The 20212-nt window shown below is 39.6% G+C and carries 25 protein-coding genes; 14 read left to right on the top strand and 11 right to left on the bottom strand.

The genetic code is table 11. The annotated features are described in order from the left end of the window. Positions 1–321: 321 nt before the first annotated feature. Positions 322–1476 (bottom strand): aminotransferase A, encoded by a 1155-nt coding sequence (locus IQ19_RS14500; RefSeq protein ID WP_144543098.1) that lies wholly within the window; start codon positions 1474–1476, stop codon positions 322–324. A gap of 128 nt (positions 1477–1604) precedes the next feature. Then, positions 1605–1808 carry a hypothetical protein gene (locus IQ19_RS14495; protein WP_144543097.1) on the bottom strand — a complete coding sequence of 68 codons (204 nt, stop codon included), beginning with the start codon at positions 1806–1808 and terminating at the stop codon, positions 1605–1607. Positions 1809–2112: 304 nt separating this feature from the next. Here IQ19_RS14495 and IQ19_RS14490 point away from each other — a divergent pair, with 304 nt between their 5' ends. Continuing rightward, a complete protein-coding gene (locus IQ19_RS14490; protein WP_144543096.1) occupies positions 2113–2643 on the top strand; it encodes an RDD family protein in 531 nt (176 codons plus the stop codon). 112 nt (positions 2644–2755) lie between these two features. Continuing rightward, the gene (locus IQ19_RS14485) at positions 2756–3220 is read left to right on the top strand and encodes a DinB family protein (RefSeq protein ID WP_144543095.1); all 465 of its coding nucleotides are present in this window, start codon (positions 2756–2758) and stop codon (positions 3218–3220) included. On the opposite strand, the gene IQ19_RS14480 is transcribed toward IQ19_RS14485, so the two are convergent. Then, complete coding sequence (locus IQ19_RS14480) at positions 3217–3834, bottom strand: TetR/AcrR family transcriptional regulator (RefSeq protein ID WP_144543094.1); 618 nt, start codon at positions 3832–3834, stop codon at positions 3217–3219. The genes IQ19_RS14485 and IQ19_RS14480 overlap by 4 nt on opposite strands. Positions 3835–4021: 187 nt before the next feature. Here IQ19_RS14480 and IQ19_RS14475 point away from each other — a divergent pair, with 187 nt between their 5' ends. The 3 genes from IQ19_RS14475 (at position 4022) to IQ19_RS14465 (ending at position 7054) form a co-directional block, all read left to right on the top strand. Continuing rightward, entirely contained in the window at positions 4022–5341 is a 1320-nt protein-coding gene (locus tag IQ19_RS14475; RefSeq protein ID WP_144543093.1) for an MFS transporter, read from the top strand. A 186-nt stretch (positions 5342–5527) separates the two neighbouring features. Beyond that, complete coding sequence (locus IQ19_RS14470; RefSeq protein ID WP_144543092.1) at positions 5528–5977, top strand: TlpA family protein disulfide reductase; 450 nt, start codon at positions 5528–5530, stop codon at positions 5975–5977. A gap of 174 nt (positions 5978–6151) precedes the next feature. Next, complete coding sequence (locus tag IQ19_RS14465) at positions 6152–7054, top strand: chemotaxis protein (protein ID WP_144543091.1); 903 nt, start codon at positions 6152–6154, stop codon at positions 7052–7054. 32 nt (positions 7055–7086) lie between these two features. On the opposite strand, the gene IQ19_RS14460 is transcribed toward IQ19_RS14465, so the two are convergent. The 5 genes from IQ19_RS14460 to IQ19_RS14440 form a co-directional block, all read right to left on the bottom strand. Next, complete coding sequence (locus IQ19_RS14460) at positions 7087–7572, bottom strand: YkyB family protein (RefSeq protein ID WP_242021011.1); 486 nt, start codon at positions 7570–7572, stop codon at positions 7087–7089. A gap of 82 nt (positions 7573–7654) precedes the next feature. Continuing rightward, positions 7655–8929 (bottom strand): MFS transporter, encoded by a 1275-nt coding sequence (locus IQ19_RS14455; RefSeq protein ID WP_144543089.1) that lies wholly within the window; start codon positions 8927–8929, stop codon positions 7655–7657. 3 nt (positions 8930–8932) lie between these two features. Then, positions 8933–9541, bottom strand: coding sequence for a PadR family transcriptional regulator (locus IQ19_RS14450; RefSeq protein WP_144543088.1), 609 nt, complete (start codon positions 9539–9541; stop codon positions 8933–8935). Positions 9542–9693: 152 nt separating this feature from the next. After that, positions 9694–10191 (bottom strand): L,D-transpeptidase family protein, encoded by a 498-nt coding sequence (locus IQ19_RS14445; protein WP_144543256.1) that lies wholly within the window; start codon positions 10189–10191, stop codon positions 9694–9696. 134 nt (positions 10192–10325) lie between these two features. Next, the gene (locus IQ19_RS14440) at positions 10326–11201 is read right to left on the bottom strand and encodes a metallophosphoesterase (RefSeq protein WP_144543087.1); all 876 of its coding nucleotides are present in this window, start codon (positions 11199–11201) and stop codon (positions 10326–10328) included. A gap of 258 nt (positions 11202–11459) precedes the next feature. On the opposite strand from IQ19_RS14440, the gene fadH reads away from it, so the two are divergent. Then, a complete protein-coding gene (gene fadH, locus IQ19_RS14435; protein WP_144543086.1) occupies positions 11460–12224 on the top strand; it encodes a 2,4-dienoyl-CoA reductase in 765 nt (254 codons plus the stop codon). A gap of 49 nt (positions 12225–12273) precedes the next feature. Here the strand turns inward: fadH and IQ19_RS14430 are convergent, their stop codons facing one another. Beyond that, positions 12274–13068, bottom strand: coding sequence for a C39 family peptidase (locus tag IQ19_RS14430; RefSeq protein ID WP_144543085.1), 795 nt, complete (start codon positions 13066–13068; stop codon positions 12274–12276). Positions 13069–13250: 182 nt separating this feature from the next. Here IQ19_RS14430 and IQ19_RS14425 point away from each other — a divergent pair, with 182 nt between their 5' ends. The 3 genes from IQ19_RS14425 to IQ19_RS14415 all read left to right on the top strand — a co-directional run bounded on the left by IQ19_RS14425 (position 13251) and on the right by IQ19_RS14415 (position 15837). Continuing rightward, positions 13251–14465 (top strand): EAL domain-containing protein, encoded by a 1215-nt coding sequence (locus tag IQ19_RS14425; RefSeq protein WP_144543084.1) that lies wholly within the window; start codon positions 13251–13253, stop codon positions 14463–14465. Between the two features lie 99 nt (positions 14466–14564). Beyond that, positions 14565–14804 (top strand): hypothetical protein, encoded by a 240-nt coding sequence (locus IQ19_RS14420; RefSeq protein ID WP_144543083.1) that lies wholly within the window; start codon positions 14565–14567, stop codon positions 14802–14804. Between the two features lie 322 nt (positions 14805–15126). Further along, on the top strand, positions 15127–15837 hold the full coding sequence (locus IQ19_RS14415) for a DUF3993 domain-containing protein (protein WP_144543082.1): 711 nt from the start codon (positions 15127–15129) through the stop codon (positions 15835–15837). Between the two features lie 46 nt (positions 15838–15883). Here IQ19_RS14415 and IQ19_RS14410 read toward each other — a convergent pair whose 3' ends face one another. Then, positions 15884–16123, bottom strand: coding sequence for a glutaredoxin family protein (locus IQ19_RS14410; RefSeq protein WP_144543081.1), 240 nt, complete (start codon positions 16121–16123; stop codon positions 15884–15886). 60 nt (positions 16124–16183) lie between these two features. Beyond that, the gene (locus IQ19_RS14405; protein ID WP_144543080.1) at positions 16184–17134 is read right to left on the bottom strand and encodes an MBL fold metallo-hydrolase; all 951 of its coding nucleotides are present in this window, start codon (positions 17132–17134) and stop codon (positions 16184–16186) included. A gap of 183 nt (positions 17135–17317) precedes the next feature. On the opposite strand from IQ19_RS14405, the gene IQ19_RS14400 reads away from it, so the two are divergent. The 5 genes from IQ19_RS14400 (at position 17318) to IQ19_RS14390 (ending at position 20197) form a co-directional block, all read left to right on the top strand. Next, positions 17318–17554, top strand: a complete 237-nt coding sequence (locus tag IQ19_RS14400; RefSeq protein ID WP_026583075.1) for a YkuJ family protein — start codon at positions 17318–17320, stop codon at positions 17552–17554. Between the two features lie 115 nt (positions 17555–17669). Next, entirely contained in the window at positions 17670–17819 is a 150-nt protein-coding gene (locus IQ19_RS27770) for a hypothetical protein (RefSeq protein ID WP_158638808.1), read from the top strand. Positions 17820–17872: 53 nt separating this feature from the next. After that, entirely contained in the window at positions 17873–18016 is a 144-nt protein-coding gene (locus IQ19_RS28115) for a hypothetical protein (RefSeq protein WP_181396122.1), read from the top strand. A gap of 81 nt (positions 18017–18097) precedes the next feature. Further along, positions 18098–18544 (top strand): cyclic-di-AMP-binding protein CbpB, encoded by a 447-nt coding sequence (cbpB, locus tag IQ19_RS14395; RefSeq protein WP_144543079.1) that lies wholly within the window; start codon positions 18098–18100, stop codon positions 18542–18544. A 129-nt stretch (positions 18545–18673) separates the two neighbouring features. Next, entirely contained in the window at positions 18674–20197 is a 1524-nt protein-coding gene (locus IQ19_RS14390; RefSeq protein ID WP_144543078.1) for an MDR family MFS transporter, read from the top strand. Positions 20198–20212: the final 15 nt, after the last annotated feature.

The raw sequence follows: 20212 nt of genomic DNA, 5'->3' as shown, positions 1-20212 counted from the left end.
AAAAGGGAAGTGCGCGCGAAACCAGGTCAAAAAAGCAGGCAACTATCCTCCTCGAGGACACAAAAAAAGTTTGCCACAACCCTATTATAAAGAGGCACCACGCAAAAAGTGGACAGTGACCCAATCCCCATAAAAAACGCTGCAATACATTCCCGTAAGGACGCAAAAAAGATATCACACCGCAATTACCAGTAATCTTGACGCAATTAACCCAATCCACGCAAAAAAGCGCCAGCCCGACGAATAACCATCTTGGCTGACGCAATTAATTCATAAACTGACGAAAAATGAGATGAACATAAACCATTCCGTAGAAGAGCTCTACTCTTTTAGCCCTTCCAAATACCACCCAATCCGATCCAAGCCTTCTTTCAGCGTTTCGATGGAATAGGCAAATGATATGCGGAAATAGCCTTCTCCATAGGAGGAAAACGCACTCCCTGGGACCACAGCTACACCAGCTTTTTCAACTAGTGATAATGCGAAATCAAAAGAGGTCATCGAGACAGGGGGAATTTTAATAAAAAAGTAAAATGCGCCGTCTGGCTTGACGACATCCAACCCCATTTGTACTAATCGGTCGTATACGTATTCGCGGCGCTTTGCATATTCCTGTCTCATTGGCAGGGCGTCATCTTTTCCTGTTGTCAGTGCTTCCAGGGCAGCCATTTGTGATACAGAGGCGGCGCATGTCACATTATATTGATGAACCTTCAATATATGCTTTGCCACGTTTTCTGGCGCAAATAAAAGGCCTATGCGCCAGCCTGTCATTGAGTGGGATTTGGATAAACCGTTAATGACGATGGTTTGTTCCCTCAATATAGAAGCAATCGAGTGATGCGGCTGATCATAAATCAGCTCGCTGTAGATTTCGTCAGCAAGGATAAAAATATCGCGTCCCTTAACAAGAGATGCAATTTCCTTGAGCTCTTCGATCGTTAAGCTAACCCCTGTTGGATTCGAAGGGTACGGCAATACAATGCAGCGTGTTTTCTCGGTAATTTGCTTTTTAATAATACCGGCAGTGAATCGGAACTTATTTTGCGTAATATCCGTAAAGATGGGAACTGCTCCGCATAGCTTGATAATTGGTTCATATCCGGGGTAAACAGGCCCTGGCAATATGACTTCTGAGCCTTCTTCCAAAATCGTTCTGAATGCAATGTCTATTGCTTCACTTGCACCGGAGGTAACGATGACCTCTGTTTCGGGGTTATAGGTTAGATTGTATTTTTCGTTTACAAAGGCTGATGCAGCTTTGCGCAAGCGTATGTCACCTGCATTGTGCGTATAGGATGTAAAGTTTTGGTCGATTGCATTTTTTCCGGCCTCTTTTACGTGCAGTGGCGTCGGAAAATCAGGCTGCCCAATTGTAAGGGAAATCATATCTTTTGTGTCGGCAACCATGTTAAAGAACTTTCTGATCCCTGATATTTCTATGTTCTTAACTTTGTCATTTATTAAATGTTCCAATGTAATTTCACCTCTCGTAATCATAATTTATATTCTATCACTTTGCAGCCCGCTGTTCTAACTGCAAATCGAAAAAATAAAAAAGGCCCTGATCTAATATCAGGACCTTGCTTGCATTGTATTTTATATTAATATCCGTAATCCCAGTCCACTTCATCTTCATGCCAGAATACAGGGGAAACCGCACCAAAGTCGATTACTTTATTTTCAAGATTGCACTGACAATGTTTGTCTCCGCACTGCTCTTTTAATTCTTCAAAAACCGAATGCTCTACATTTTCAATAATCGTCAATTTATTTTCATCATGATAAAGGATAGCTGTACCTTTCATGCCTGATTGCACCTCTTTTATTATTGTGTTATACGATTTGCCGTTTACAAAGCTATTGTATGCCTCATAGTGAAGTCTGTCTATACAAATGTGAATATGTTCACAAAAAAGTCAAGATGAAAACGTTTTAAAAATTTCACGGCCCTATTAAATATTTATTCATTAAAAATGATGTAAAATTTTACAAATAGTTGAATATAATTCATTTAGACATTAACATAAGTAGATAGTGATTACTAAAATTTATGAGATTGATAGTTAGTGATTATTGATTGGAAAATTAACAAAATCAGGAGGTTTTGGAGTGGAGACAACTTTGGAAAAACAGCCCTATGAAAGCACCAGGGAATATGGGGGATTCTGGATTCGTTTTGCGGCCTATTTAATTGATTCTATTATAGTAGGAATCCCGCTATTTATACTGACCATTGTAATTTTTGTGATTTTCTTTGGTGCATCTGACGCCTTTAACATGATGATGAGCGACCCTGCCTATCTCGAATCTGAAATGACTGACGCTGAGGCGATGGCCCTTATGGGATCCTACTTAGGGGCAACGGGTGTCACCATCATTGTCAATCTGGTGATTGCGCTTGCTTACTTCGCTGGTTTGCATGCATCCAAGTGGCAGGGAACAGTAGGGAAAAAGCTATTGGGTTTAAAGGTGACTGACCTGAATGGCAATCGAATTTCTTTCTGGAGGTCTTTAGGCAGGTACCTCGCCATGTCTATTTTGTCAGGAATTCTTTTTATAGGATTCATTATTGCAGCCTTTACAGAGAAAAAGCAGGCATTGCATGATTTAATTGCAGGCACTGTTGTAGTTAAAAAATAATCACTCACCAAGCTGTACGGCACCCGGCCGTGCAGCTTTTTATTATTGTTATTAGGAATAAAGGATTTATTCTCTGCGTGTGGAATATAATTTTAGGAAAGGGAGGATTTAAATGAAAAAACAAGATATTATCAAACATTACGAGTCATTTTCATTATGGCTGGAGTCTTTGAAAAAACTTGAACAGTATAGCTGGCAGCAGCCTGTTTCAGAAGGGAAATGGCCAGTAGCAGCTGTGGTTGCACATTTGCTCTTTTGGGACAGATATTCACTCAAGGAACGTTTCCCGCTATTCAAAGAAGGTGCAGAGCTGGAAAGCTTTCCGGATTTTCAAAGTGTGAATGATGCTGCAAAGGAATACGCTGAAAAGCATGATCAAATTGAGATAATTGACGAACTTTTGGGTGTTAGAGAACAGTTTCTTAAAATGCTCGGCAATATGACAGAAGAAAACTTGGATATTTTATTTATGATTGGTAAGCATTCTCTAACAATCCGTGATTATTTCATTGATTTTATTGAGCATGATCTACACCATAAAAAGCAGATTATGGAAGCAACCGGTGTAAGAAATTAACACCGGTTGTCAAGTATACGGGGCTGTGATTTTATAACAGTAATATAAGATGCCATTACATCGTTCAGCAAAGCAGGCAAAGACTCCTCCTCAGAATGATGCACCCAATAAAATAAAGTCCCGAAGAATGAGTTAACAATCATTTTGGCAATTCGGGAGGCATTTGTGTGTTCGCTAAATTCACCTCGTTTTTTCCCTTCTTCAATCAAGCTAATTAATATGGACCTGAATTCAGAGGCCAGCCGGGTTTCAGAGATGTGAAAATCTTTTACTACCGTACTTATATGGAAAATAGATAAGAGAAGGATCGGTCCGTATTCCTCATTTTTAATAGCCATAAATTTAAAAAGCTTATATAGGTTTTCTTCAATTGATTCGCTGCTATCAATGACTTCCTTATAAAAAGCATGCAACAGCTTAAGCTGGGATTGTCCCACTAAATGCAGAACAGACTCCTTCGAATGAAAGTAATTAAAGAATGTACCTTTGGCAACCCCTGCATGGTCGGTAATTTGCTGGACAGTTGTATTTTGGAATCCCTGCTTCTTAAAAAGCTCTACTGCGCTCTTAAAGATTAATTGTTTTGTATATTCTTTTTGATCCTTCCTTTTCATTATTACCCACCTTAAATATAATACTTGCTATTATAGCATAATAAAAAACAATTATTGAAATATTCATTTAATTTTTGCAAAAACTTTTAAATTTAGGTTTTTCTTAAAAATTAACAAAATAAAAAGGGTTTTTCTGACCAGTCTTGAATAAGAAATAAGGTGTTTTTTACCAAAAGGGGCTGATGAGATGGAAGTTGAAAAAACGGAGCTTCGCCAACAGGGGAAATTGAATTCCTGGCGGCTCTATATGACAATGCCAATAGTATCCTGGGCACTTTATGATTTTGCAAATACTATTTTTTCATCAAATATAAATACGATCTTCTTTCCTTTTTATCTCCAGGAAGTAATAGGGGAAAATGAAGTTTTAAACCAGATTGCCAGTACCTTTATTTCTTATTCGAATGCACTTGCAAGTTTTTTTCTTGTGCTTTTTTCTCCCTTATTTGGAGTTATGATAGACAGGACGGGAAAAAAGAAGAAATATATAGTGGCCTTTACCCTGATCACTGTACTGACAACTATTTTAATGGGAGTCTTTGCAACAAGCCAATTTAGCGGAAAAGTTCTTGGGCTGCCACTTTATCTGGCATTGGTCATTTTATGCTTTGTTATAGCCAAGTTTTTTTACCATTCAAGCCTGGTCTTTTATGATGCGATGATCTCGGATTTGGGGACGAAACAAGAAATACCTTTAATCTCTGGATTTGGCGTTGCAGTCGGATATATAGGAACCCTTATAGGCCTGACGGTTTATTTATTTGTAGGGGATGACGGTTTCCATGAAGCATTTTTACCTACAGCTATATTATTTCTGCTTTTTTCATTACCTCTATTTTTCTTTGTTAAGGATAAGCCGCTTGAAGTAAAAGAAAAACAAAGCTTTTTATCAGGTTATAAGGAAATTTGGCAGACTTTTAAAGAAATGAAACATTACAAAGCCATTTTTACTTTTATGATTGCATATTTTTTCTTGAATGATGCCATTGCAACAACAATTGCCATGATGGCCGTTTATGCAAAAACGATTGTAGGCTTTACTACAGGTAAATTCATTTTGCTTTATCTCGTTTCGACTGTTTCCAGTATCATCGGTTCCTTTATATTTGGCTATATTACCAAGGCGAAAGGGCCTAACAAAGCTGTTAAATATGTGGGAGTTCTCCTCCTGGTTGCGCTTGCAATTGCTGTTGCTTCTGTGAATGAATTGATGTTCTGGATAGCCGGCAGCATGTTTGGTATTGCTCTCGGTTCCATGTGGGTTACGACGAGAACCTATATAGTGGAATTGACTCCTGATCATAAGAGAGGGCAATTTTTTGGCCTCTTTGCGTTTTCAGGAAAAGTCTCTTCAATCATTGGTCCGCTCATATACGGAAGCATCACCTTAATCTTTGCGGAATATGGAAATCTGGCGAGCAGAATGGCTCTAGGATCTTTAATGATTCTCACTATAATAGGATTAATTATTCATTCCAGAATCAAAGAGGAAGGCAACGCTGCATAAGTAATTAAAAGGACCAAATTTAGATTCATCCACATTAGCAAGCCAATCGGCTTGCTTTTTTATATACTTTTAAATAATAATCATTATAAATTACTTGACGTATGTATAGGTACCTTTTATAATGTATTTTGTATTAAATAATAATAATTATAATAAAATATTCACTAAAAATAGAGAGGTGCCATCATGAAACTAAGAGAAGAAATGCCTGAACTGACAGGTGCAACTGAATGGATTAATGGAGAAGTAACAAAGGAAGATCTAATTGGGAATAAGCCGACACTCATCCATTTCTGGTCAGTAAGCTGTTATTTATGTAAAGAAGCTATGCCTGAAATAAATGAGCTTCGAGATGAATATGAAGATGAGTTAAATGTAATAGCTGTGCATATGCCACGATCGGAAGATGATCTCGATATCGATGTCATCAAACAAATGGCTATTGGCCATGATATTAGCCAGCCAACCTTCGTTGACAGTGAACATAAGTTAACTGATGCTTTCGAAAATAAATATGTTCCTGCTTATTATGTGTTTGATCGAGAAGGAAAACTCCGCCATTTCCAGGCCGGAGGAAGCGGAATGGAAATGCTTAAGAAAAGAATTAATCGTGTTCTTGGAACTGAAGAGAAGTAATAAAAAAGCTGCCCAAGCTGAGAAATTTGACGGGCAGCTTTTTCTTTATGGATTAAATGCAGGGTGAAGCGGTTCTTCCTTCATACTAATCTTGAACTTTTCATAAGAAAAATTATCCATTCATGGTATATTAGTAGAGAAAATGCTTTATTACAGATAGGAAGGGCGAAAGAAATGGAGCAGAAAAAAGGCATTTTGCTGGAGAGCGGAACGAATGAGTTGGAAATTGTTGAATTTTCAATTGGCAGAAATAAATTTGGTATTAATGTTATTAAAGTAAAGGAAATTATCAATCCGGGGCAGGTGATTCCGGTACCGCATTCTCACAAGCACATTGAGGGGATTATGGAATTGCGGGGAGAAGTTCTACCAGTAGTTAATGTGGCAGCTTCACTAGGCATGGAGCCTTCTGAAAATCCGCAGCAGGATAAGTTTATTGTTACTGAATTTAATCAGCAAAAAATTGTTTTCCATGTACATAATGTTTCACAAATCCATCGAATCTCCTGGGACCAGATTGAAAAGCCATCTGAAATGTATCAGGGGCCAGATAGCCAAGTAATCGGCGTAATCAAGCTTCAAGGTGAAATGGTGCTCCTATTAGATTTTGAAAAAATGGTTACGGAGATTAATCCAGATTCGGGGATTAGCATCCAAAAGGTGCAGAAGCTCGGCAAGAGGGAAAGGTCTAATAAGAGGCTGGTTATTGCAGAGGATTCACCGTTACTGAGAAAGCTGCTGCATGATACTTTGAATGAAGCCGGCTTCTCCAATCTTGAATTCTTTGAGAATGGGCAGGATGCTTATAAGTATTTGGTATCCCTAATAGAATCAGGATGTAATATCACTCAGGAAGTTCAGCTAATGATAACAGATATTGAAATGCCGCAAATGGATGGCCATCATCTCACTAAGAAGATAAAAGATCATCCGCAGCTTTCCGGCATTCCTGTTATTATCTTTTCCTCCCTGATAACGGAGGATCTCCGCCATAAAGGGCTAATGGTGGGTGCAGATGCGCAGGTAAGCAAGCCCGAGATTGCTGAGCTGGTGATTCTAATTGATCAATATGCATGATAAAAAGCTGGGTATCCCCAGCTTTCTTGCTTTTAAAAATAACTTTCGCCCAGCTTCTTGAATACTGGCTTTTCATAGCGCGGTTTCTTCTGGTGCGGTGTGCTGTTATATTCTTTTAAGCCTGTATAAGCCATGAGCAGCTTTTTCGCAGTGTTAAGAGATAGGGAAGCTTTAGGATTTCTTACATAGGAATCAAGTTTTCCAAGATGGGGCAGCTGCGAAAAATCTTCCTTGGAAGGCGGCAGGTGAAAAGAATAATTTCCGCATTTCACTAACACATCTGACTGCTGCTGGCTGTTTTTGGGATTGCCTGAGTAGTGAAGCCCTACCTTGCTGGCTTTTCCTTCTTTAATAAGTTTTTGAAGCGCATCATGCTTGAGCTTATATAAAAACTTAGGGTTTGGTGCTGTTTTTGCATGGCGGTTAACGGTGAAGATGGCTTGTGAGAGGTTTTCAACCGTTGGATGCAGATGGGGATTTTGTTTCTTGTCCGAATTCAATTTTATGGCTCCTTTCATATTGTAAAGGGGTATAGTCTTATTATACCCCTTTTATTCAATAAAACCAACATGAGTATCCATACAATTGTTTTGAAAGGATTTAAGCCTGAATTTGTTTTTCTTTGGGCGGCTGGTTGAGAGCTCCTCCTTTCATAATGGCCAGAAGCATAAATGAGCCCAATAAAATAGTTGCCATCCCCGCTCCTATCATAACAGAAGGGACGCCCAGCCATCTAGCCAGCAGCGCTCCTGCAGCAGGAGCAATCAGCATGGAAAAAGTCTGCAATGACATGGCGGCAGCGGATACTCTTCCCATCATGTGCTTGGGTGTTTCAGACTGCAGAACGAAGCCATATGGAACAGATTCACCCGCCCCGAGAAGGCCAAGCAGGCATGCACCTATTATCCAAGCTAACGGCGGTAAATTAAAAACACCCACTCCCCCCAATCCAACCGCAATAATTAATGTGCCGCTAAAGAGCGCTGATGAAGCCATTAGATGAATCGGTTTTCGGTTCCATTTTGTCCATTGCCCCAATAAGAGGGAGCCTGCCACACTTCCGAATCCCACAGCACTTATGAGCAGCCCAAAATTTCCTTCGCTGAATCCAAGATGCTGGGCGATAAATACAAAGAGCCCGTCATATAGAAAGATGATAAAAAAAGCGGCGGAAGATAAAATGATCGATATTTTTAACAGCGGAGTATGTGCGATATGTTTAATGCCTTCTGAAAAATCAAACCAGTACTTTCGTTTTTCCGGTTTGCCGGCAGGTTCAATTTCCTCCGATTTCTCAAGTTTTTTTAAATTGGGGAGAAACAATAAAAAGATAACAGCTATTAAAAACCCGGCTGCTTCAAATAAGAAGGGGCTTTTCGGGCCAAAAAGGGCTATGATCCCGCCCCCTAAAGCAGGACCTGCGATTTTCATCATGTTAACGGAAAGCTGGCTAAGAGTAACCGCCTCCGGAAGCAGGCTGTCAGGAACAATCATCCTGATGGCACTTTGTCTGGCAGGGTCGTATAGGGCAGACACGGTACCTTTTAAAAATACAAACAATAGCAAGATATAAAGGTTTGGAGCGAAAAATAACCCTGCCACAAATACAACTCTTAAAAGCAGGCAAACAATCATGACAGCCTTTTTGGGTAATCGATCGACGAACACACTAGCGAAGGGACCAATTATCACCCAGGGCAGTCCCAGAACAATGATGACTGAAGCGATAGCGGTTTCATCCAAGCCCCAATGGTAGGCAACAATAACCTGGAGGGCGATAAGGTCCAGCCAGTTTCCGAGGTCGGAAAAAAGCTGGGCGCCAAATAGCGATCGGAAGGGCTTCGATTTTAAAGGTTTAAAAATGCCTGCTTTCATTGATCATTTCTCCTTTTTTTCGCCAATTGCCTTTCTCCGCCTTTCAAGCAGTTTTTCCGTATTTCCATGGGGGTCCTGGCCATTGGGAAGGTCATCTTTTTTCAAAGCCTCTATTGATTCTGCAATCCATTTCAATTCAGTTTCCAATCTCATTTCGGCAAAGCGAATTGACAGAGTTCCAAGCTTGCTGATATAAGAATATCCATTTTGTGGCCACTCTTTTACAAACCTGAGAATATCTTCTGTTTCTTCCTTCCTTTTTGTTAAATGGGTAATTAAAATATCATAATCCATATCCTCATGCCAGGTGGACATCTTCATTAGCAATTCATCTTTAATGACTGGATAGGAAGGAGGAACTTTAAGCCAGTTTTCAAATTCTTCCCAGCCTTTAGAGGTAAGTTCATACAACTTTTTCTTCCGGCCTTCATCCTCTTGTTCAACCGTATAAATAAATCCTTCATCCTCAAGTTTTTTTAATTTCGGATAGATGCTTCCATAGCTCATTCCCCAATAAAGCCCCGCAGCTTTGTGCTCAAATTCGGATTTAATGTTATAGCCGGTGCTGGGCCAAAAGCTGAGAACAGCTAGTAATGTGTGCTCGACAGACAAAAAAGATTCCCCCTTCAATGTATCAGTTTGATATATCTAATAGATATATCATTATGATATGTCAAAGGTGAGGGAATATCAACCAAAATATTAAAAAGCTTTCGCCTTTTTCGACGAAAGCTTATACTGGGGGATTTATTTTTAAAAAATATTTATGGCTGTATGAGCACCCTAGTGCCATTGGGTACAATCCGGGCTAATTCCAATACATTTTCGTTATACATTCGAATACAGCCTTTAGAAACAAATTGGCCAATGGATGCAGGATTATTGGTCCCATGGATCCCGTATCCGGATTTTGATAAGGATAGCCACATCACACCATAAGGGCCACCGGGATTAGGCTCTCGGTTCACAATAACAAATTCCCCAATAGGCGTTTGGGTAAGCATTTTGCCTACAGCGATTGGATACACCTTTTGAACAGCACCGTTTTTTAAAAGAGTTAAATTTCTTTTTCCACGTGAAACGATGATGGTATATGGAATTGTATCAGGGTTTGGAAGGCCTGGGATTAATATTTGCTGCCCGGGAAAGATTAGATTGGGATTTGTGATGGAAGGATTGGCTGCAAACAGCTGGCTGAGAGAGCGGCGGTAGTTTCTCGCGATTACCGACAGGGTCTCACCTGGCTTTACAATATGATAAATAAAAACCATTCCCTTCTTTAAAGGTCTAATTAAATATATGCCCACAAAGCAGAACTTGGAACTTGTAAAAAGTATGGAAGGAGAGGAGGCAGCCCATGAAAAAAGAAAGCCCGCCAAATAGCTGCTTTCCTTCTTTAGTTCCCGTTATCAGAGTGTAATGTGAATATCGTCATTTCAGGACGGGATAAAAATCGGAAGGGCAGGCGCGTTGTGCCTAGTCCCCTGTTAACATAGAGGGTTAGGGGCTCCTGGCTGCCGATCTCGTAAAAGCCTTCATGATATCTTTCAGCATATGGCGGCTTAACCAGTGCACCGAAAAAAGGTATTTTTATTTGTCCGCCATGGCTATGGCCGCTTAACTGTAGCTGAATGCCAAAGGAATAGGCGCCATCAGCCAAATCAGGTGCATGTGACAATAAGATTTTATAGGAAGGTTCCTCAATATTTTCTACAGCAAGCTTAATATCAGGCCTTCCCAGCATGGCATCATCAATGCCGATAACATGAATGCTGCTTCCAGAAACTTCAATTTTACGATTTTCATTAAGTAAGAGGATAAAACCTGCTTCCTCCATAATAGATTTATAGATGTCAGATCCATAACCGCCATGATCATGGTTTCCGTAAATAGCAAATTTGCCCAGAGGTGCTTCAATTTTTTGCAGAAGAGAAGGTATTTGATTAGCCTCTGAATACTTATTAGGCTCATCCATTAAGTCACCAGTGAAAAAGATAATATCTGCTCTAATTTTATTTATCTTTTCAATTAATTCTTCCAGCTGATCCAGGTCATAATGGAACCCGAGATGTGTATCGCTGAATTGGACTATTTTCAAATTGTCGAATGCTTGTGGAATTGCATTATTAGAAATTTTATGGTTTGTGATATCCAAAAGCCGGGGCTCTATATCACGTGCATAATAGTAGCCTCCCGCACTTAAACCGAAAGCGGCAGCAGCAAAACCGAACGTTCTTTTTAAAAAGGATCTTCTGGACACTTTTTTCGGCATTTATTATACCAACCTATCTTTTCAAATTTTGCTACGGAATACCAGCTTAAAGGCATTTGCCTGGCTGGGCATTCTTTTAGCCGTACCTTCTAATACTATCAAACTATGCTATTAAAAAGAAGGAATAACTCTTTTGCTTTATTGACTTCTTTTCCTGTAACGCCTTGAAAAAGTTTAAAAAATAAATAATTCGAAAATTCTATATTTAGTGGTAAAATAGAGACTGAATGTTCATTCATTTTTTGGGAGGGAATACTTTTGAAAAATAAAACAGTTATTGTGACAGGCGGTTCAAACGGAATGGGGAAATATATGGCTAAAAGGTTTTCGGAAGCGGGAGCTAATGTGGTTATCACCGGCCGAAATCCAGAGCGGCTTGAAGCGGCGAAAGTAGAAATTGAAACATCCCCTGGACAAGTTCTGACGGTCCAAATGGATGTGCGTGAAATTGAACATGTAAAACATATGCTCAACGAAACGCTGAATTCCTTCGGACAGGTTGACTTCCTTATCAATAATGCAGCAGGCAACTTTATCTGTCCGGCAGAGCAATTAAGCGCCAATGGCTGGAATTCTGTTATTAATATTGTCCTGAACGGAACCTTTTATTGTTCTAGTGAAGTCGGTAAATACTGGATTGAAAAAGGCATAAAAGGGAGTATCATCAATATGGTGGCTACATATGCTTGGGATGCCGGTGCAGGTGTAATCCACTCGGCAGCCGCCAAAGCAGGAGTGTTATCCATGACAAGAACGCTTGCTGTCGAATGGGGTAGAAGGTACGAAATAAGGGTCAACGCCATTGCCCCTGGCCCAATAGAAAGAACTGGCGGAGCAGACAGGCTTTGGGAATCAGAAGAAGCTGCCAAGAGAACGCTTCAAAGTGTCCCTCTTGGCAGGCTGGGCAAGCCTGAAGAAATTGCTGAATTGGCTTTCTTCCTGTTTTCAGAAAAAGCCGGGTATATTAACGGGGAGTGCATTACCATGGATGGTGGCCAGTGGCTTAATCAATACCCATTTTAAGATCATGCATAAAACCGGCTGATTTAATCAGCCGGTTATGATTCATCATCTATTGGTAGCTGACGGCTCTTGATTGTAAAGCTTTCCATGAAGAAATAAAGCGTTTTTTTGAAACCTTTACCTGTTTTTTACCGGATAGCGGGTCATTTAAATAAACATAGTTGTCATCGTAGCCAACTAGTACTACTGCATGCAGGTCTAACGGTGTTTTAATGGTTTGGCTGCCGTGGGTCCATGATTCCCAGCGGTCTGGAAGCCTGTAATCGCCTGTAGTCCAGACCACAACAGGAAAACCTTTGGAAGCGTGGTTTAAGACTGAATCAAAATCCTGGCCGGTTAAATTAACCGCTCTTCCAGGCAGGAATTTATTTACCAATTCCTCAATGGGTTTATCGAATACAGCATACCCTGCACGTTTTCCAGTCATATCACCTACAAATCCTTCTGAAGGGTTTCCCCATTTTACAATATCATTTTTGTAACGGATAAGCGGATCATTATCTTTTCTTACGCTATTATACAAATCCATTTTCCCTATTTTCACACCTGCATATTGCAGAACCATCGTCAAACTTGTAACTTCACATCCGTATTTTAACTCCGGATTTTGGTTAATCAGCGGAACATCAAGCATTACAGCGCGTTTTTTGTCTTTCACAGCCGTATTTGTGTTTAGGGCTGTTAGTTTTTGCACTTGCGGCTGTTCTTCCTTTGCCTTTGTTTGGGTTTGGCTATCCACTTCACTGGAGAACATAATATCCTTTTGGCCTGTTGGACTCACCAGTTCGGAATGACCGCATCCAAGCAAAGGAATAAGAAGGAAAACAAACAGGAAATTCCTCATGAAATACCCTCTTTCTTTGATGTCCTGGTATTAGCTTGTGATGAGGAGGGCCCTAGTATAAGGTTAAGCTTATGGAAAACCAAGCGGATTTATCAATTTGTGGAACCTGTATTTTGAATAGTAAATGCTGAAAGAGAATATGGTATAATAATTCATTAATATACATAGGGAGGCTAATGGACATGGATGCGTTGGATATTCTTACAGACTTGGATAATGTGTTTCCTTATTTCCAGCCAATATTCAGTGCGGATGAGCATCGTGTCATTGGTTATGAGGTGCTGGGCCGGTATAGGGGACCTGCGGGAGTTGTCAGCCTGGGGCCATTTTTTCAGGATGAAAACATTCCCGAAGAATTTAGGCTCGAGGTTGATTATGAAATCCTAAAAAAGGCTTTGGAAAAAGCGCTTGATCTTGATAAAGATATTATGCTGTTTGTAAACAGGGATGCAGATATGCTTATGCATAATGATGGAGAACAGTTCCTGAACACACTCCGGGAGTATGAAAAAAAAGGCATAAGCCTCGACCGCATTGTCCTGGAAATTACAGAGCGAAATTACAAAGGAGATATCGACCATCTCGATCATCTTTTAAATTATTACCGGACATATGGAATTAAATTAGCAATTGATAAACTTGGCAATGAAAGCAGCCATCTTGACCGGATTGGACAATTGGCTCCGGACATATTGAAGGTTGACTTAATTTCAATGCGCTCAACAGCTTCTGCTTACAATTTTAACGATATTCTTTATTCATTATCCATGCTCGCAAGAAAAATTGGCGCAAGCTTGCTTTTCGAGAATATAGAAATGACATATCAGCTGCAATATGCCTGGAAAAATGGGGGACGTTACTATCAGGGATTTTATTTGCAAAAACCTGCAGAAAATTTTACTGAAAGAAACCTGCTAAAAGAAAAACTCAAAAATGAATGCCATCAGTTTATTACCCATGAGAAGAAGAAGCTTGAATCGCTTTACCAGGTGACACTGGAGTTTAACGAAAAGCTTAATGACTTTATAAATAAAAAGCGTAAGATAACCAATTATGAAGAAAGTCTGGAACATCTTGCACAGCTTTTGGATGGAGCTGCTTTTCGCCTTTATATCTGTGATGAAGATGGTTTTCAGAAATCAGCAAATTTTTTCAAGAAGGACGGAGGATGGGTTCTCCAGAAAGAATATCTTCATAAAAATTGGAGCTGGCGCCCATACTTTCTGGAAAATATCATGAAGATGAGAATAAACAAAAAAGGCATTCTTTCCGATTTGTATACCGATATTGAAACAGGGGAAACGATAAGGACTTTTTCATTTCCTCTAAATGCAGATGACTATTTATTTGTGGACTTATCTTACAATTATCTTTACGAGCATGATGGATTATTATAAAGGGATATAAGTTTGCAGGTTCCAATAAATACAAAAGTATAAACAGGCTCTTATTGAGGAAATGTAAGTGTAGAACCTTTCCTTGAGGAGAGATTAAAAATGAGTATGTACATGATGATTATTTTATTAATTGGAGCTGGGATACTTGTGTATTCCTTAGTATACACCCTGTTTGTTGCAAAAGAGCGAAAAGCTGTAAGAGGAGATATTGATACAGAATTGCCGGATAATGTACAGAAGCATGCTTACCTTCGAAATCCTGTTTTTCTGACTTACTTTATTTTCTTTTTGATTCTCATTCCCATGGTTATTTATTTTTCACTAACATGGAATTGGTAAAGACCCGGCCAGGGTCTTTTTTTTATGAAGGCTATGTTAAAGATCATTGTTGATTTTGGCTCGAAGTAGATTGATGGGGAAATCAACAGGCAGTTTAACGGAGCTTTTTATAAAAAAACTAGCAATATTTACATAAAAGTAAAAGATGCACTTTTTCGCATAAAACGTTAATTTTTTGTCAATACGGGTAGATTTAAAACAAGAAAAGAATTTTCCTGTCAAAACATAAGGGAATTTCGGGAACGAAAGTAGCTGGTAGATCATTCATTTGCTGGTAAAATTGAGGGTACACATATAGAGCGATAAAGAAAGGGAGAGTGGAATGTACAAGCACTTATTAGGATTTTTATTTACTTTTGCAGCCATGTTCGCAGTGATTCCTTCCCATCCTAACGCCGAGAGCGGATTTACAAACAATGAGGAAGTATACAAATTTTTACAGGGAGCGTTTCAGGCACAAGTATCGTTAAGTGAGGAAGAACGAAGTCTGGAAGAAGTTAATGGACTGCTTGCGCCTTATTTTTTGGAAACACCCAAAAAGCAATTTCTGGATGAAAATCTTGTTTCTGAAAATGGAAAGTATTTTATCTACGGATCGGATGCCGCACATTTTTACATTCCGTTTTTTACGTATTCGGATGATACCAAGGTAGTTTCAGACAAAGATAAAATTTATGTATTTGAATATTTTCCGGAAAACCATGAAGGTCCAGTAGGCTATGAAAGCCATTATGAAGGGGTATTGCTTGAAAAAGATAAAGGACAAATGAAAGTCGCTCAATTTTTAGGTGATAAAATACCTGAAAATATCTTAGAAAAAGCGGAAAAATCCAAGCAACAAGCGGAACAGACTACATTCAAAGCAGCTGATGAACCGGTTTGGATTAATAAACCGGCATACCAAATCAGCTTTTTATTAGACCCTTTTGATGCATTCCTCCGGTCAGGAAGCATGCTGTTAACAGACAATAGGCAGGGAGTTCTTGGTCTATTTGAACATAAGGAATTAGACAATCAGCTGGCTTCCAATTAAAACAGCAGAGCTTAAAAGCAATGGGATGCTTTTAAGCTCTGTTTTTTTATTCTTTAATTTGAAGCGCTGTTTTTAGTTTCTCCAGATCAAATCCTGTAACGACCATGTCACCGATGACAACCGTTGGGGTGGAGAAGGAATTATATTTCTGGGTCAACTCTTTGTGAGCTGCTGCATCTTTTTTAATGTCTTTTATTGTAAAAGAAAATCCATACTCTTTTAAAAACATTTTAGTTATTTCACAGGGCGGGCATTCCGGCTGTGTATACAAGATTATTTCCTCCAACTTAAAGTCCTCCCGGGGTTTAATAACTATCATCATAGTGCAGGGGTTTTGAGTAATCAATTATTTTGCTTTTTGAAGATAATCAATTAAACCCATTGAGCATACTTCCATGTCAACAGAAAGAATCTCAAAGACTGGATGGTCATTAGGTACACCTTTTTCAGCAAGATATCCCTTAATCCGGCTGGCAAGTTCGTCTCTTGCTGCATGCATCTGCTGTTCAAAGGAGCTTCCTTCAGCCATTCCTGACTTGCCTGCTTCGACAAAAACTTCAATCCATTCTTTGATTTGCCTGTAAACTTCTTTCGGATTCCGGCTCATGCCGTAATGTCCAAAAAAGATATAATCCAAATCCATTTTTTCATACATTGAAATAGAGTGCAGCATTTTCCCAGGATCGAATTGATTCGGTGAGGTTGATGGCAAATATAGCTCAATGCCTTCGACCGCTAATTGAGGATAGGTTACCCCCGCAGTATCCCCGGTGAACATCCCATTTAATGCCGGGTGGAAGATGCTGAAATGGTGGTTGGCATGTCCTGGGGAATTAAAAAACTTCAGCGTGCATCCGGGTCCGATTGCGAGCTCTTCTTCATGTTCTTTAATGATTATTTTATCTTCCGGAACAGGAAGTATCGGATTAAAGAGGTCATCGAATTTATCACCGTAAACAGCTCTTGCACCGGCAATTAGGCGGGAAGGGTCAGACAAATGCCTGGCTCCTTTTGGATGGACAACCAATTTTGCATTTGGACAGTGAGTTAGGAGCAGGCCTGCACCACCCGCATGATCCAGATGGATATGAGTAACGATGATATATTCAACTTCCTCTGGTTTGAATTGGAGCTGTTTTAGTCCTTCCAGAATATAGGGGACTGATGGGCTGGCGGATGTTTCAATCAAGGTTAATTTTTCTTCCGTTAAAACATATGTACCGGTACGTTTTTCCAATGAAAGATCAAAATCATCAATTAAATAAAGATGTTCAGCCAGTTTTTCAGGTTTTTTCAAAAAAATTCACACCCTTTATAAAGCTTTTGCTTGTACAAACGCATGACATTATTTTATTCTGTTAATATTGGTATGTAAAGCGCTAAGGTTGAATATTCTGAATTCAATTCATAAGGATAGAAACATGCCAAAAGAGAAACCTAAATGTATGATTATGGGTTTTGTTTTGAAAGGAGAGAGAGCATGTCACAGCTTCAAGGTATATTAACACGCTTAAAAAGCTTACAGGAGCAATCAACAGGCGGAGAGCCAATGCAGAGATTTTTTGAGGTAAATGGAGAAAGGAAATGCCAGGTTACCTATCATCCAAAAAATGAAACATTTGAATTGGAAGTATATAACGATAAAGAAAAGCCAAAAAGATATCAATTTGACAATATTGATATGATCACCATCGAAATTTTCGACTTGATCCAATAATTCTCCACATACATAAGGGGCCCTTTTCAGGGCTCCTTTTATTTTACTGGAAGTCGCTTACAGAAATTTTTAGAAATATGATATAATTTCTTAAACAAATGGCAAGAGGTGCGATATGTATTATTTAATAGTGATCCTTCTTTTTTTTACAGTGCTTCTTATGCTTGCGGATTTGATCAATACAAAAAAAGAAGTAGTCATGATCCGGAAAACACTAGAAGATATGAAAAAAATTCTTGAAGAAGCCAAAGACTCTAAAAAGTAAAACATACATACCCTGCTGAGATATAGAAAAGGATATAAAAAAGAGGTGATACTATGATGCCAACTGTTAAGTGTCCGAGCTGTATGGCTGAAAAAGAAATTGATGGAGTATTGACTGCACAGTCTAATCAGAATGTGATCTTTCGCTGCCCTAATTGCCATTATGAGGTTAAGGATATTCAAACCAGCAAAGGATGATGATGTAAAAAGGGGGAAAATTGCTGGAGACTGTGATAAAATAAAAGGGATTCATAACTTTTTTTTGAGGAGTTTTCGGCGATGATTAGTCTTCATAGCGAGGAATTTTTAGAATTTAATATTAGTGATTTCATGATTCCTTCAGAGCGGGTAGCACATGTGCAGGTGGGAAATAACCTGGAGCACGCCCTTTTGGTTTTGACGAAAAGCGGTTATACAGCTATTCCGGTTCTTGATCCGCATTATAAACTGCAAGGTTTAATCAGTACTCCGATTATCATGGATTCCATTCTTGGTCTCGAGCGGATTGAATTTGAAATGCTGGAAAAAAAACGAGTGGAAGAGGCTATGAACCGCACGATTTCGCGGCTTGACATTGACGCTTCAATTCAGCAGTCGATCGCTCTTTTAGTTGATCATCCTTTTTTGTGTGTGGAAAACAAGGAAGGCTTCTTTGAAGGGATTCTGACTCGAAGAACTGTACTGGACCAGTTGAATAAGCATCTTAGAAAATTAAATAAAAAATAAATTTATTCAGCTCCCCAACTGAGGGAGCTGGCTTTATTTTTAATAGATAAGAAAACGCATTTATTTAATTCCCTTTCTGTATGGGGCCTTTGTTTTGCGTTCTGCTTATCCTATTGGAGGGGAAATTGTTTGGGCCAAGTCATACATAAGAAACAGCCTGACGGAAAGAGAAAAGTAACGAAAAAGCCTTTTGTGCTTGCTTCGGTTATGCTGGCGATGTTCATGGGTGCAATCGAGGCAACCATTGTTTCAACAGCTATGCCTGCCATTGTTGGTGACTTGGGCGGATTTGCTTTATACAGCTGGGTATTTTCAGCTTACTTGCTAATGAATGCCGTTACGGTTTTAATTTATGGCAAGCTGTCTGACTTATTTGGGCGGAAGCCGGTTCTGACATTCGGTATTATTGTATTTTTAATCGGTTCAATTTTATGCGGTTTTGCGGAGTCCATGACCATGCTTATTATTTTCCGCCTGATCCAGGGATTTGGCGCTGGTGCCGTAATGCCGATAGCTACTACAATCGTCGGAGATATTTACACAAAAGAGGAAAGGGCACAGGTCCAAGGCTATTTATCAAGTGTATGGGGGATTTCAGCCATAATGGGTCCGGCAATTGGAGGTATTCTTGTTGAATATGTAAGCTGGCGTTATGTATTTTGGGTTAATATTCCCCTTGGTATAATGGCTATTGCAGGCTTATGGCTCTTCCTGCATGAAAACGTTGAAAGAAAAAAGCATCAGATCGACTATGCTGGGGCTGTTCTTTTAACCGTTTCAATTTCTTCGCTGATGTTTGTACTTGTAGAAGGCGGTACAAATTGGGCGTGGAATTCAATTGAAGCAATCAGCCTGATTTCTGTGAGTGTAATTGCATTTATATTATTTATCCTGCAGGAGCGAAAAGCGGCCGAGCCCATGATGCCTTTTAACATTTGGAAAGAAAAGCCCATCCTGATTGCAAATCTGGCCTCTTTGACGACTGGTGTCATGCTGATTGGCATATCCAGTTTTCTGCCTGCATTTGTCCAGGGTGTTATGGAAAGATCGCCAATTGTGGCTGGCTTCACACTGACAACGATGTCCATCGGCTGGCCTATAGCTGCAGCAGTTGCCGGGAAGCTGCTGCTGAAGATTGGTTTCAGAAGTACGTCTGTATTAGGCGGAGTATTCCTTATTTTAGGCAGCATTGTATTTGTAACACTTACTCCTGAAGCTGGACCGTTATGGGCAGCTGCCGGCAGCTTCCTTGTTGGTGCTGGTATGGGCTTGACCAGCACTGCTTTCATTGTCTCCATCCAAAGTACGGTTGAATGGAAGCAAAGGGGAATAGCCACTGCCGCCAATATGTTCATGAGAAACCTTGGCAACACCATTGGAGCAGCAATGCTGGGCGGAATTCTAAACAGTCAGATAAAGTCATTTATCCAGAGAAATGGTGAAGATATTGATGCTGAATTATCGCTTGATTCAGCGAACGTGCTTTTAAATGAACAAGCAAGGAATAATATGGATTCAGGAGTTAAAGAGGTGCTGCAAGATGGGCTGACCTTCTCTCTCCACTCGGTTTACTATGCTGTTTTATTATTTGCTGTAATCAGTTTTTTATTGGTCATTGCTTTGCCAAAACACGAAAAAGATACTGCTGCCTAAAGTCGTTAAAATTTT

Origin of the sequence: Cytobacillus oceanisediminis (assembly GCF_007830235.1) — a bacterium.
Lineage (GTDB): Bacteria > Bacillota > Bacilli > Bacillales > Cytobacillaceae > Cytobacillus > Cytobacillus oceanisediminis.
Note: the sequence above shows the minus strand (reverse complement) of the source record. Positions and strands in the feature narration are given on the sequence as shown.